The following is a 12,164-nucleotide window of genomic DNA, read 5'->3' as shown; positions in this document are numbered from 1 at the left end:
CGGCCTTTCTAGTCCGCCTGCATCGCCTCGTTGATCAAAGATTCCGCCTCGATCAGCAGCGCGTCATCGGTCGCTCCCTGGGCGACATGTTCGCGGCCGATCATCACCAGCACCGGTACCGCCAGCGGGCTGACCCGCTCCAGTTCGACATGGATGATCGACTCCGCCGCCCGGTCGAGCAGGTCGCCCAGCCGGCCGACATCGGTCATCCGCGACCGCGCATCGGCCCAGGCCGCCTGCATCAGCAAATGGTCGGGCTCATATTTGCGCAACACGTCGAAGATCAGGTCGGTCGAGAAGGTGACCTGCTTGCCGGTCTTGCGCTTGCCCGGATGCTGCCGCTCGACCAGACCGCTGATCACCGCCACTTCGCGGAAGGCGCGCTTGAGCAGATGCGAGCCCTCGACCCAGTCGAAAAATTCCTCCTCCAATATGTCGGCGCTGAACAGCGGGCGGGGATCGGTGACCGGCTCGACGCTGTAGCAGGCCAGCGCATAATCATTGGCGACAAAGCCGACCGGCTTGAGCCCGCGATCCTCCATCCGCCGGGTCAGCAACATGCCGAGCGACTGGTGCGCGTTCCAGCCTTCGAAACTGTAGCAGACCATATAATGCAGCTTCTTGTGCGGAAAGGTCTCGACCAGCAATTGCCCCGGCTCGGGCATCACCGAGCGATGGTCCTGCATCTCCAGCCATTCGCGCACATCGTCGGGGAAGCGCGCCCATCCGGCGCGATCGGTCAGAAAGCCGCGCACCCGGTCGGACAAATGCGTGGTCAGTGGCAGCCGCGCGCCGCCATAGCTGGGGATCATAGCGGCTTTCTTGGCCGCGCGGACGATGACGTCGCTGGCATCCATCCTGATCAGTTCGAGGCTCAGTCCGGCGAAGAAAAACGTGTCACCGACCGACAGTGTGGCGGCAAAGCCTTCCTCGACCTTGCCGAGATTGCGCCCGTTTTTGAACCGCACATTCATCATCGCGCTGTCGACGATGATCCCGGCGTTGAGCCGGTGCTGGGCGGCAAATTTCGGATGGGTCAGGCTCCACACGCCTTTTGCGTCACGCCGCAGCCGCTTGAACCGGTCATAGGCCTTGAGCGCATAGCCGCCGTCGCGGGTGAAATTCAGCACCCGCTCGAACTGCTCTTTCGACAGCGCGCTATAGGGCAAGGCGCTTTGCACCTCGTCGAGCAGATCATCCTCCTGAAACGGTCCGGCGCAGGCGCAGCTCATCACATGCTGGGCGAGCACGTCGAGGCCGCCGGCGCGAAACGGCTCGCCGTCGCGGCGGCCCTCGTTCACTGCATCGAGCGCCGCCTGCGCCTCGAGATATTCAAAGCGGTTGCCGGGCACCAGCAGCGCCTTGGACGATATATCCAGCCGGTGGTTGGCGCGGCCGATCCGCTGCAGCAGCCGCGAGGATCCCTTGGGCGCGCCCATCTGGATCACGCAGTCGATATCGCCCCAGTCGACTCCCAGATCGAGCGAGGCGGTGCAGACCAGCGCCCGCATCTGGCCCGACGCCATGGCATTTTCGACCTTGCGCCGCGCTTCCTTGGACAGACTGCCGTGATGGATGCCGATGGGCAGCGTCTCGTCGTTGATATCCCACAGCTGCTGGAAGGTGAATTCGGCGAGAAAGCGGGTGTTGCTGAAGACCAATGTCATCCGGTTGCTGCGTATCTGCTCCATCACCTGCGGGATCGCATAGGTGCCGGCATGGCCGGACCAGGGCACGCGCACCGGATCGCCCTCCGGCGTTTCGGGCAGCATGATCGACAGATCGGCCGGCGCACCGTCCGCGCCCAGTACATGGGTGACGCTATCGATATCGCCATAAGGCGCTAGCCAGGCGCGGAAATCGTCGGGCTCGGCCACCGTGGCGGACAAGGCGACCCGCTGCATCTCCGGCGCGATTTTTTGCAGCCGCGCCAGCGAGAGCGCCAGCAGGTCTCCGCGCTTGCCGGTGGCAAAGGCGTGCACCTCGTCGATCACCACCCGTTTCAGCCCGGCGAACAGGGCAAGGCTTTCCGGCTGGCTGAGCAGCAGATTGAGCGACTCCGGCGTGGTCAGCAGAATTTGCGGCGGTTTCACCCGCTGGCGCGCCTTGCGATTGGCCGGCGTATCGCCGCTGCGCGTCTCGACGGTGATCGGCAGGCCCATTTCCTCGATCGGCGTCAGCAGATTGCGCTGCACGTCCACGGCGAGCGCCTTGAGCGGGGAGATGTAGAGCGTGTGGAGCCCGGGCTGTTTGCCCTGAGCCTGTCGAAGGGTCGATTGCGTCCGGTCGGGTGCTTCGACAGGCTCAGCACGAACGGTGGTTTTACGGGTACTGGCAGACCCCTCCCGTTCGCCCTGAGCTTGTCGAAGGGCGGGTTGCGCCAAGCCGGATGCTTCGACGGGCTCAGCACGAACGGGCTTCCTGTCCGCCTGTTCCACAAGCTCTACCAGCGTCGGCAAAAAGCCGGCGAGAGTCTTGCCCGCCCCGGTCGGCGCGGTCAGCAAGGCATGGCGCCCTGCCCGCGCCGCCGCGAGCATTTCCAGCTGGTGCCGCCGCACGGTCCAGCCGCGCGCGGTGAACCAGTCGCTCAGGATCGACGGAATCTTTTCATCGGCCATGGCGCTGCTCCTGCTCCGTCCTTCCTGCATCGACACGGCATCGCGCCTGCCATCAATATAGGGACGATATTGCGACTGGCAATCGCGCCTGATCCTTGCCCGCGCCCGAATTTTCCCGTATTCACCGGCCGGAGCGATTTCAACATGGTCGCGCCAGCAGATCCAACAAGAGCGCCAAAGATGGACAACCGGACAATATCGAACAGCCGCATCGAATGGGGCTTCATGATCACCCTTCTGGTCATCATCTCGCTGGCCTTCGCGGTGCTGATCGAACCTTTTTTCGGAGCTGTCGTCTGGGGCGTCGTCGTCGCGGTACTGTTCCGGCCGGTCTACGAGCGGCTGCTGGGCTATATGCCGGGCCGGGCCAATCTGGTCGCGGCGATCACGCTGATCCTCATTCTCCTGCTGGTCATCGTGCCGGCGATCCTGCTCGGCATGGCGCTGGCGCAGGAAGCGGCCACCATTTATCTGCGAATGCAGGAAGGGGAGATCGATTTCGGCGCTGTTTTTGCGGCCTTTGAAAATAGTCTGCCGCAATGGGTGCAGAACCAGCTGGCCGCTTATGGCTATGGCGATTTCGCCAGCATAAGGGCGGAAATCGAACAGTCGATATCCGCCATTCTCGAATTCCTGGTAACCCAGCTGCTCAGCGTCGGCCAGGGCGCTTTCCAGTTCATGCTCGCCCTTGGCGTCATGCTCTATCTGACCTTCTTCCTGCTGCGCGACGGCCGCGCGCTGAGCGACCGGATCGAACAGATGGTGCCGCTCGGAGAGGAGAAGCGGCGCATTCTGATGGAAAAATTCCTCGTGGTCATCCGCGCGACGATCAAGGGCAGCCTGATCATCGCGATCATCCAGGGCAGTCTCGGCGGCCTCGTCTTCTGGGCGCTCGACATCCGCGGCGCCTTGCTCTGGGCGGTGCTCATGGGCATTTTCTCGCTGATTCCGGCAATCGGTACCGGGTTCGTCTGGGTCCCGGTCGCGCTCTATCTTTTTATCACCGGAGCTGTCTGGCAGGCCGTCGTTCTGGTGCTCTGCGGCGTGTTCGTGATCAGTATGGTCGACAATCTCGTCCGGCCCACGCTGGTCGGCAGGGATACGCGGATGCCCGACTATGTCGTGCTGATCTCGACCCTCGGCGGACTGCAGCTGTTCGGCATCAACGGCATTGTCATCGGCCCGCTGGTGGCCGCTCTGTTCATTGCGATCTGGAGCATCTTCTCCGACATGCAGCAGGGTCAGGTGGAGCCGGAAAAAGCTAGCGAATAGTCGCGCGACGCGCCGCTTCGTCCGCCATCGTCATCATCGACCGCGCATGGCGCAGCGCCACCGCATGATGGTCATGGCCATAGCCGCCCCCTAGCGCGCTGGCGACGGCAATGCCGCGGTCACGGGCCTTGCGGATGACCATCCGGTCGCGCTGTTCGAGTCCCGCATCGGTGAGCGCCAGCCGGCCCAGCCGGTCATCGGCGTGCGGATCGACCCCGGCCTGATAGAGCAGCATATCCGGTTTGAAGCCTTCAAGAATTTCCTGCAGAGCTACATCCAGTATCGCCAGATAGGCCTCGTCTTCCACCGCATCGGGCAGCGCAATGTCGCGGCTGGAGCGCGCCTTTCTGGTCGGGAAATTGCGTTCATTATGGATCGACAGGGTGAAAATATCCTCGCGCCCGGCCAGCAAAACCGCGGTGCCGTCGCCCTGATGCACGTCCAGATCGACAATCAATATCCGGCGCGCGTCGCCTTCCGCCAGCAGCCGGTTGGCGGCGATCGCCAGATCGTTGAACACGCAATAGCCGGCGCCGGTGTCGGCCAGCGCATGATGGCTGCCCCCGGCGCTGTTCGCCGCATAGCCATGTTGCAGGGCCAGCTGCGCCGCCAGCCAGGTGCCACCCGACGTATATTGGACGCGGCTGGCAATATCCGCCGACACCGGAAAGCCGATCCGCCGTTCTATTTCACGTGGAACAGTCGCGCTCAGCACCTGCTCGACATAGTCCGGGTCATGCACCGCCTCGATCCACTGGCGCTCCATTAGAGGTGGCTGATGGGCTTGATGCAGCGGCGCATGGGTCTGGATCGCTTCCATCACCAGCCGATATTTATCAAAGACAAAGCTGCCGCTGGCCGGGCGCGGCGCGACATAATCGGGATGGTGGACGATATGGAGCATGGATAGCCTAGGAACGCTTCTGCAGATGATAGGTCAGGGCCATGGCGATACAATGTCTGACGGCCTCGGTTGGCAGTTCCTCTTTGCTGTCAAACAGCACGGCGCGATTGCCGTCAAAGGTCAGTTCCTCGCCATATAGCTGCCGATAGCGCTCGACCAGATCGGTCTGGCAATGCACATAGAGCGCATATGTGTCCGGCGATTTCTTGTGCCGATGGATCCGCACGGTGGTGCCCGACCCGCTCGCCGCCGTCAGAAATGCCGGCTCTCCCCATTTGACCGTCTCTTCCAGCGGACCGATAGCCGGATTCTCGCGCGCAACCTCCAGCACCAGCTGGCGGAGCTGCACCAGCCTCTTGGCTATTTGCTCCGGAAGGCCTTCCCAGGCTGAGCGCGTGGGTTCGGGAATTTCGTCTGTCATGCCCCACCATTATCAGCCGGTCGGGCTTCTTGTCACGCGCCCCGTATCAACCGCCCCGGCCGCGCGCCTGTCGACTGGTCGAAGCGCCGGATAATCTCGCCCGACACGATGGTCGCATCATAGCCGGTGGCGCGCTGGTGCAGGCGTTGCCCGCCCGCAGGCAGATCGCGGACGATCTCCGGCAGATGCAATTGCAGCCGCTCAAGATCGATCACGTTGATATCCGCCTTTGTTCCAAGCTTGAGCAGCCCGCGCTGGTCCAGCCCGACCGCTTTCGCAGCCTTGTGCGACAACATATGGATGGCTTCTGCCAGTTCGAAACTTTCCGCTCCCGGATTGCGGACATATTGGGTCAGCAAATAGGTCGAGTAGCTGGCGTCGCAAATCGCGCCATAATGGGCGCCACCGTCGCCGAGGCCGGGAATGCAGTGCGGGTGGCTCAGCATTTCATGGGCGCTGGCCAGCGTGCCATTCTCGTAATTGCCCAAAGCGGCGAGGAACAGGCCCTTGCCGTCGGTATCGAGCAGACGGTCATAGGCTATCTCCTGCGGCGTGCAGCCCTTGGCGGCCGCCTGCCCGGCCATGCTCATCTCCTTTGGCGGTGCATAATCTGGTGGATTGTCGAGCGGGAACAGCCAGTTCCAGTCGCGGGCCAGCGCGTTGAACGGATGGCCGGGCTCGAATTCCTCGCTCAGCAGCGCCTCTCGCAAGTCCGGATCGCGCATCGCCGCAACCTGCTCCTCTATGGACAGGTCGGCAATCTTCGCCCAGCTCGGGCAGAGAATGAACGGATGGACGGTCAGCTCCAGCCCGGCGATCAGGCCGATCGGGCGTGGCATGATCTGGGCGGTTGCTTTGCCGCCATTGGCATGGGTGGCGTCGATCATATCGAGCACCTTGCGCCAGCGCGGCGGGCCGTCATTGCCCGAGGCGAGCGTGAACGTCGCCGGCCGGCCGGAGCTTTCCACCACCCGTTCGATCACCTGATATTCCTTGTCCCAGCCGACAAAGGCATCGAGCACGACCTGAAAGGTCCCCGTGCCCGCATCCTTCATGCCGCCGCAAATCGCTTCCAGTTCGGCGACATCGGCTTCGAACGTCGGGATAGCCCCGCCGTCGGCGGTCTTGTGAATCGACAGCCGGGATGTGGCAAAGCCGATCGCTCCGGCTTCCATCGCTTCCCGCGCCAATTTGCGCATCATCGCCAGATCATCATCATTGGCCGGTTCGCGGGACGCACCGCGCGCGCCCATGGCATATACGCGCAAGGGGGAATGCGGCAGATAGGCCGCAATATCGATATCGCGCTTGCCCTTCTCGACCACGTCGAGATATTCGGGAAAAGTCTCCCAGCTCCACGGCAGGCCGTCGGCCATGACCACGCCGGGAATATCCTCGACGCCTTCCATCACATTGATCAGCATGTCGTGATCTTCCTTGCGGCACGGCGCGAAACCGACGCCGCAATTGCCCATGATCGCTGTGGTCACGCCGTGCGAAGATGACGGGCTGAGCTCTTCCGCCCAGATGCACTGGCCGTCATAATGGGTGTGCACATCGATAAAGCCGGGGGTGACGATCTTGCCCGTCGCGTCGATTTCTTCGCGACCGGTTCCGGGCACCTGCCCGATTGCCGCGATCCTCCCGTCATTGACCGCGATATCGCCGTCAAAGAGATCACCGCCGCTGCCATCGGCAATGGTCCCGCCGCGAATTACCAGATCATATATTTTGGTCATGTTTAGATTCACCCTCTCACAAGCTGAACGATGCCACCGATCAAGGTGCCAAGTACGAATATATAAATGGGCGGCATGCTGGCGTAGAGCCAAAGCAGCCGCTTTTCCGGGGCCTTGTGATAGCCCAGCGCATAGCCGACCCGCATGAACGGCCAGATCAGTCCGATAGCCGCCGCCCAATAGGGGCTGACGACATAAGCGAACAGCCACAGGCCGGGCAGGAACAGCACCAGATGCTCCAATGTGTTTTGATGTGCGCGCACATGGCGCTCATATTCCGGTGGCCCGCTGTGCGATGGCGGCACGATCTGGAACCGGCCGCGCGCCAGGCCGGCCATCAGCAAAGTGAAATAATAAGCGAGCAAAGCCAGCGCGCTGACAATCGCCACATAAATATACGGGTCCATGATGCCCTAATCCCCATCCCTTTTTCAGACTGTCCTGAACGAAGGGATCGGCCCTGACCATAGTGCATTTCGATAAGAAAGCCGTGCCGGGAAGAATTTGCGGCCTGGCGGTTCTCGTTCCAGGCGACCAGCCCAAAGCGCAAAACCAACCATTGGCAAAATATGCCATTATTCAGTAACCGTTTATCTACCCGCTAAGGCCGAAATCAATCAAGTTATTGATATATAGAGATTTTATCAAACTGGCACGCCCTGTGCAAAGCTATGTTCATCTTCGCAACACAAGTCGCGAAGCACCAGTTTAAACAAAAGGAAATTGAAAATGACCAACGTAAACATCCAGAACCAGGTAGCCGCCGCTTTTGCCGCTCTTTTCTCCGCAGCCGTTTTGGTTGTCGCAAGTGTTGGCCCGGCCGTTCAAAACTCCGCCGCCCTGATCGCATAACCCCAAACAAAAGGAAGGAAAAAACCATGCGCCGCTTCTCATTCCGTCAGGAAATCGCCGCCGGCTTCGCCGCCATATTCTGCTCGGCCATTCTCGTAATCTCGTCGGTCGGTCCGGCAACAAACGGCGCGACCTTCATCTGATGCCAGTCGACCGGTCCAATGGTATCGGTCGATTGTGCGGGGCTAGTGCCCCACTGTTTCCCCGCGCTCCAGTCCCGACAATGCCAATTGTTCGTCAATCTGCGCCATCAGCCGGTCGAGGCCTTGTTCCGATTTTGCCTCGGCCCGGGCGACCAGCACATCCTGTGTATTGCTCGCGCGCAGCAGCCACCAGCCGTCCTCGGTATTGACCCGCGCCCCGTCGGTGTCGTTGACATCGGCGCCGCTGGCCGAAAGCCGCTGCAAAATTTCGTCGATCACCGCGAACTTGCGACTCTCGTCGACCTGAAAGCGCATTTCCGGCGTGTTGATCATATCCACCATATCGCTGCGCAGTTGCGTCACGCTCTTGCCGATATTGGTTGCCGCCTGAATCAGCCGGATCGCGGCATAAGGCGCGTCGTCGAAACCGTAATAGTCATGTTTGAAAAACACATGGCCGCTCATTTCGCCGGCGAGCGGCGAACCGGTTTCCTTCATCTTCGACTTGATCAGGCTGTGGCCGGTCTTCCACATCAGCGGCTTGCCGCCGCATTCCGCGATCCGGTCATAAAGCGCCTGCGAGGCCTTGACATCCGCAATGATCGTCGCGCCGGGTTCGCTCTTCAGCACATCCTCGGCATAGATTTGCAGCAACTGGTCGCCCCAGATCACCCGACCCTCGCCGTCGATCGCGCCAATGCGGTCGCCGTCGCCGTCAAAGGCCACGCCGAAGTCGAGGCCCTTCTCCGCCACCAGTGCCTTCAGGTCGGCGAGATTCTTCTCCTCGGTCGGATCGGGATGGTGGTTGGGGAAGGACCCGTCGACATCGGTGTAGAGCAGATGATGCTCGCCGGCGCCGCGCTCGGTCAGCAGCTTCGCCAATTTCTCGATCACCGGCCCGGCCGCGCCATTGCCGCAATCCCATCCGACCTTGAACGCACCGCCGGTAAAATTCTTCAGCAGGCGCTCGACATATTCATCCTCGATATCGATCCGCTCAAGCGTGCCCGTTCCGCTGTCCCAGTCTCCGCTGGCTGCCATCGTGCCCAGTCCCAAAATGTCGGCGCCGAAAAAGGGGCGGCCCTGAAAGACCATTTTGAAGCCGTTATAATTGGCCGGATTGTGACTTCCGGTAATCATTATGCCACCCTGGACCGTTTCCAGTACAGATTCGGCATAATAAAGCATCGGAGTGGGACCCATTCCGACAGAAATGGCGTTGATTCCGGCATCATTGAGGCCGCGGACAAGTGCCTCTTCCAGCATCGGGGAACTGTCGCGACCATCAAATCCGGTTGCCACCGCAGTCCCGCCATCGCGCGCGATCAGGGTTCCGAAACCCCGGCCTATCGCATAGGCATCGTCGGCCCCCAGCGTCTCGCCGATGATGCCGCGAATGTCATATTCGCGAAGGGAAGTGGAGTGGAATTCGTGGGATTTCGGGGCGTTCATGGGCATGGCCTTGCTTTATTGGACTGGCCTCTGTTTCTAAGGCGCAGGTTCCTGAAAATCCAGCGATACTGTCAAAATATGACGCGCGGGCTACCGGCGCGAAGATGCTTCCAATTCTTCCAATAATATGTCGCGCGCCCGGTTGATCATCTTGGCCAGCTGCTCGTCCCCGCCATTGTCGGGATGATGTTCCGCCAGCCTTTGCTTCCACGCGGCATTGATCTCGATAAAGCCGGCGTCGTCACCCACGCCAAGCAGGGATCGCGCCCGGTCCAGTTCGAAATTGCGCGGTTTGCGCTTCGGTTCTTCCACATCGCGGGCTGGGATCAATATCCGCCAGCCGCTGAGAAAGGCGGCTCCGGCCAGCATCGCGCCGCCCATGATCCAGCTGCCGCCGCGCAGGAAATTGGCACCGATCAGCGCGACCACCAGCGCCAGCCATTGATTGGCGGTCATCGTCTTGGCTTTGCCCGAAAGCACCAGCCAGGCTAGAATCGCGCCGCCAAAGATGAGCAACGGCGTCATGCGTCAGGCAACCAGCTTTGGCTTTGTCGACGCTGGACCGGCGTCTTCGGCTTTCTGTTCCGCGGTCTGCGGCAGCGCCAGATGCTTGATCAGCTCGCGCAATTCCTGTCGCGCCGCCAGATGGCTGGTGGCCAGCCGACCGAGATATTTCTTGTCGAGCATGGTCAGGCCGGCCGGGAAAAGTTCGCGGTAGATCACGCGCTCGCTCAGCCCGGGAATGATGCGGAAACCGACGCGCTGCGACAATTCTGCCAATGCGGCGACGATCCGCTTCATATTATGCGCTTCGACATATTGTGTCCGGTTGCGCAGCAACACCCAGTCGATGGTCGTACCGTCCGCCTTGGCCCGGGCCTTGCGCGCATCCCAGATCAGTTCGGCATAAAAGCTCAATTTTCGGACCTTGTAAGTTTCCGGATCGACCTGTCCGATCAGGTCGAAATCGACGAAACTGTCGTTGATCGGCGTCACCAGGCTGTTGGCTCTGGTAGCGACAAAGCGGGCGAACTTGTCATCGCGACCCGGCGTGTCAAACAGCAGATAATCCACATTGTCCGCCATTTTCGCCATCAGCTGCTCGAGCCGGGCGAGATTGTCCTCTTCGAACACTTCGTAATAGGGCTGCGGAATATCAATATTCAGCCGCTTCATCGTCGCATCGCGGTTTTCCAGGTAGCGATAGGATGTCCGCTGACGCGGATCGAGGTCGATGATCCCGACCTTGTGACCCTGATAAGCGAGGGCAACCGCAACATGGACCGCGGTGGTCGACTTGCCGGTCCCGCCTTTCTCGTTGGCGAAGACAATATGATACGCACTGCTGGTCACGTTTTGATCAATACCCCTGTTCTTGGCCCTTGCGAAGGACGATACACCGTCCCATAGCTTACACGAGCTTTACAGAAAATCTAAACGCAAAGAGTGTTCCATGCAAATTGTTCGACAGCTTGACCCGCTGCGGGACGCTTTGGCGTCCTTTCGCAAAACCGGTGCGAAAATAGGGCTGGTTCCGACCATGGGTGCGCTGCACGCGGGCCATATGCGGTTGGTGGACGTCGCGATGGAACAATGCGACGCGGTCGTCGCTTCGATCTTCGTCAACCCCACCCAATTCGGCGAAGGAGAGGATCTTGATGCCTATCCGCGTCAGGAAGCCGCCGATGCTGCCCTGCTGCAGGCGGCGGGGGTGAAGCTGCTGTGGGCGCCCACGGCCGATCAGGTCTATCCGGACGGTTATGCCACCCATGTCAGTGTCAGCGGGATCAGCGACGGGCTTTGCGGCGCCGCGCGCCCGGGCCATTTTGACGGCGTCGCCACGGTCGTGGCAAAACTGTTCAACCAGGTTCGCCCCGATGCTGCCTATTTTGGCGAGAAAGACTATCAGCAGCTTGCGGTCATCCGCCGGATGGCACGCGACCTTGATTTTACCCATGATATAGTCGGTGTGCCGACTGTCCGCGATCCTGATGGCCTCGCGCTGTCGTCGCGCAACGCTTACTTGACCGCCGAGCAAAGAGCCAATGCTGCGGCGCTTCCCGATGCCATGCGGGAAGCGGCCAATGCGATCGCCGCAGGGGGCAATATTGCCGATATACTGGAAGCTGCCAAAGCAAAGATACTGGACTCCGGCTTTCACAAAATCGATTATCTCGAGCTTCGCGACGCCAATGGGCTGGCGGTTCTCGATATTTTTGCAAAACCGGCACGGCTTTTCGCTGCCGCCCGTATCGGCAGTACCCGGCTGATCGACAATATCCCCGTTTCCTAAGGTTGCAGCGCTCTTCGGTTAACCAAATTAATTGGAAAAAACAGCTGATTTGCGGAGGTTTTGAAGCGACCAAACCGCGCTTCCGCGATTCGCGTTAACCATTTCTTTAGGACATTGCGCTGAAAGTCGGCCTGTCGCCAGCAAGTGCGGCAACAGAAACAGGGACTGACAATATGGGCAACAGCATGAAAAGCGCCGCCTTTCTGATAGAAAGCCGCCTCGCCGAGGCATCGCATGGCAGCAGCAATGCTTATTTCGATCTGGGCGTGATCTATTCCACCGGATCGGATGGCGTCGAGGTCGATCTGATCGAAGCGCATAAATGGTTCAATCTGGCGGCCTTGTCCGGCCACGATGAAAGCAAGGTCTGCCGTGCGGAAATATCGCTCGACATGACAGCGCGCGAAATCGCCGAAGCACAGCGGGAAGCACGCAGCTGGTTACAGGAAACTTCACGCCGCGCTGCGTGA

The 12,164-nt window shown here is 60.7% G+C and carries 12 protein-coding genes; 4 read left to right on the top strand and 8 right to left on the bottom strand.

Annotated elements, in window-relative coordinates:
• Nucleotides 1–8: 8 nt before the first annotated feature.
• Entirely contained in the window at nt 9–2,618 is a 2,610-nt protein-coding gene (locus CHN51_RS05065) for a ligase-associated DNA damage response DEXH box helicase (protein ID WP_164088986.1), read from the bottom strand.
• A 180-nt stretch (nt 2,619–2,798) separates the two neighbouring features.
• On the opposite strand from CHN51_RS05065, the gene CHN51_RS05060 reads away from it, so the two are divergent.
• Nucleotides 2,799–3,890 carry an AI-2E family transporter gene (locus CHN51_RS05060; protein WP_100093046.1) on the top strand — a complete coding sequence of 364 codons (1,092 nt, stop codon included), beginning with the start codon at nt 2,799–2,801 and terminating at the stop codon, nt 3,888–3,890.
• Here CHN51_RS05060 and CHN51_RS05055 read toward each other — a convergent pair.
• The 4 genes from CHN51_RS05055 to CHN51_RS05040 are packed head-to-tail and all read right to left on the bottom strand — an operon-like array spanning nt 3,880 to nt 7,361.
• Nucleotides 3,880–4,794: a histone deacetylase gene (locus CHN51_RS05055; RefSeq protein WP_100093045.1), complete on the bottom strand. Its 915-nt coding sequence runs from the start codon at nt 4,792–4,794 to the stop codon at nt 3,880–3,882. The two genes, CHN51_RS05060 and CHN51_RS05055, sit on opposite strands and share 11 nt — an antisense overlap.
• Before the next feature lie 7 nt (nt 4,795–4,801).
• A complete protein-coding gene (locus CHN51_RS05050) occupies nt 4,802–5,215 on the bottom strand; it encodes a DUF1801 domain-containing protein (RefSeq protein WP_100093044.1) in 414 nt (137 codons plus the stop codon).
• 32 nt (nt 5,216–5,247) lie between these two features.
• On the bottom strand, nt 5,248–6,954 hold the full coding sequence (locus CHN51_RS05045; RefSeq protein ID WP_100093043.1) for an amidohydrolase family protein: 1,707 nt from the start codon (nt 6,952–6,954) through the stop codon (nt 5,248–5,250).
• 8 nt (nt 6,955–6,962) lie between these two features.
• Nucleotides 6,963–7,361, bottom strand: coding sequence for an MAPEG family protein (locus CHN51_RS05040; RefSeq protein ID WP_100093042.1), 399 nt, complete (start codon nt 7,359–7,361; stop codon nt 6,963–6,965).
• A 322-nt stretch (nt 7,362–7,683) separates the two neighbouring features.
• Here CHN51_RS05040 and CHN51_RS20300 point away from each other — a divergent pair, with 322 nt between their 5' ends.
• Nucleotides 7,684–7,806 carry a hypothetical protein gene (locus tag CHN51_RS20300; protein WP_276308613.1) on the top strand — a complete coding sequence of 41 codons (123 nt, stop codon included), beginning with the start codon at nt 7,684–7,686 and terminating at the stop codon, nt 7,804–7,806.
• A gap of 185 nt (nt 7,807–7,991) precedes the next feature.
• On the opposite strand, the gene CHN51_RS05035 is transcribed toward CHN51_RS20300, so the two are convergent.
• The 3 genes from CHN51_RS05035 to CHN51_RS05025 all read right to left on the bottom strand — a co-directional run bounded on the left by CHN51_RS05035 (nt 7,992) and on the right by CHN51_RS05025 (nt 10,754).
• On the bottom strand, nt 7,992–9,401 hold the full coding sequence (locus tag CHN51_RS05035; protein ID WP_100093041.1) for a phosphomannomutase/phosphoglucomutase: 1,410 nt from the start codon (nt 9,399–9,401) through the stop codon (nt 7,992–7,994).
• Nucleotides 9,402–9,491: 90 nt separating this feature from the next.
• On the bottom strand, nt 9,492–9,926 hold the full coding sequence (locus CHN51_RS05030) for a J domain-containing protein (RefSeq protein ID WP_100093040.1): 435 nt from the start codon (nt 9,924–9,926) through the stop codon (nt 9,492–9,494).
• A 3-nt stretch (nt 9,927–9,929) separates the two neighbouring features.
• Nucleotides 9,930–10,754 carry a division plane positioning ATPase MipZ gene (locus CHN51_RS05025; RefSeq protein WP_100093039.1) on the bottom strand — a complete coding sequence of 275 codons (825 nt, stop codon included), beginning with the start codon at nt 10,752–10,754 and terminating at the stop codon, nt 9,930–9,932.
• Nucleotides 10,755–10,854: 100 nt separating this feature from the next.
• Here CHN51_RS05025 and panC point away from each other — a divergent pair, with 100 nt between their 5' ends.
• Nucleotides 10,855–11,694, top strand: coding sequence for a pantoate--beta-alanine ligase (panC, locus tag CHN51_RS05020; protein WP_100093038.1), 840 nt, complete (start codon nt 10,855–10,857; stop codon nt 11,692–11,694).
• 173 nt (nt 11,695–11,867) lie between these two features.
• Nucleotides 11,868–12,164 (top strand): SEL1-like repeat protein, encoded by a 297-nt coding sequence (locus CHN51_RS05015; protein ID WP_100093037.1) that lies wholly within the window; start codon nt 11,868–11,870, stop codon nt 12,162–12,164.

Source organism: Sphingorhabdus sp. YGSMI21 (assembly GCF_002776575.1).
Lineage (GTDB): Bacteria > Pseudomonadota > Alphaproteobacteria > Sphingomonadales > Sphingomonadaceae > Parasphingorhabdus.
This window is presented reverse-complemented; position numbering and strand designations above follow the sequence as displayed.

Coding starts and splice junctions, on each gene's coding strand:
- CHN51_RS05045 (WP_100093043.1), bottom strand. CDS start 6,954: ATGACCAAAATATATGATCTGGTAATTCGCGGCGGGACCATTGCCGAT.
- CHN51_RS05030 (WP_100093040.1), bottom strand. CDS start 9,926: ATGACGCCGTTGCTCATCTTTGGCGGCGCGATTCTAGCCTGGCTGGTG.
- CHN51_RS05050 (WP_100093044.1), bottom strand. CDS start 5,215: ATGACAGACGAAATTCCCGAACCCACGCGCTCAGCCTGGGAAGGCCTT.
- panC (WP_100093038.1), top strand. CDS start 10,855: ATGCAAATTGTTCGACAGCTTGACCCGCTGCGGGACGCTTTGGCGTCC.
- CHN51_RS05040 (WP_100093042.1), bottom strand. CDS start 7,361: ATGGACCCGTATATTTATGTGGCGATTGTCAGCGCGCTGGCTTTGCTC.
- CHN51_RS05055 (WP_100093045.1), bottom strand. CDS start 4,794: ATGCTCCATATCGTCCACCATCCCGATTATGTCGCGCCGCGCCCGGCC.
- CHN51_RS05035 (WP_100093041.1), bottom strand. CDS start 9,401: ATGAACGCCCCGAAATCCCACGAATTCCACTCCACTTCCCTTCGCGAA.
- CHN51_RS20300 (WP_276308613.1), top strand. CDS start 7,684: ATGACCAACGTAAACATCCAGAACCAGGTAGCCGCCGCTTTTGCCGCT.
- CHN51_RS05065 (WP_164088986.1), bottom strand. CDS start 2,618: ATGGCCGATGAAAAGATTCCGTCGATCCTGAGCGACTGGTTCACCGCG.
- CHN51_RS05060 (WP_100093046.1), top strand. CDS start 2,799: ATGGACAACCGGACAATATCGAACAGCCGCATCGAATGGGGCTTCATG.
- CHN51_RS05015 (WP_100093037.1), top strand. CDS start 11,868: ATGGGCAACAGCATGAAAAGCGCCGCCTTTCTGATAGAAAGCCGCCTC.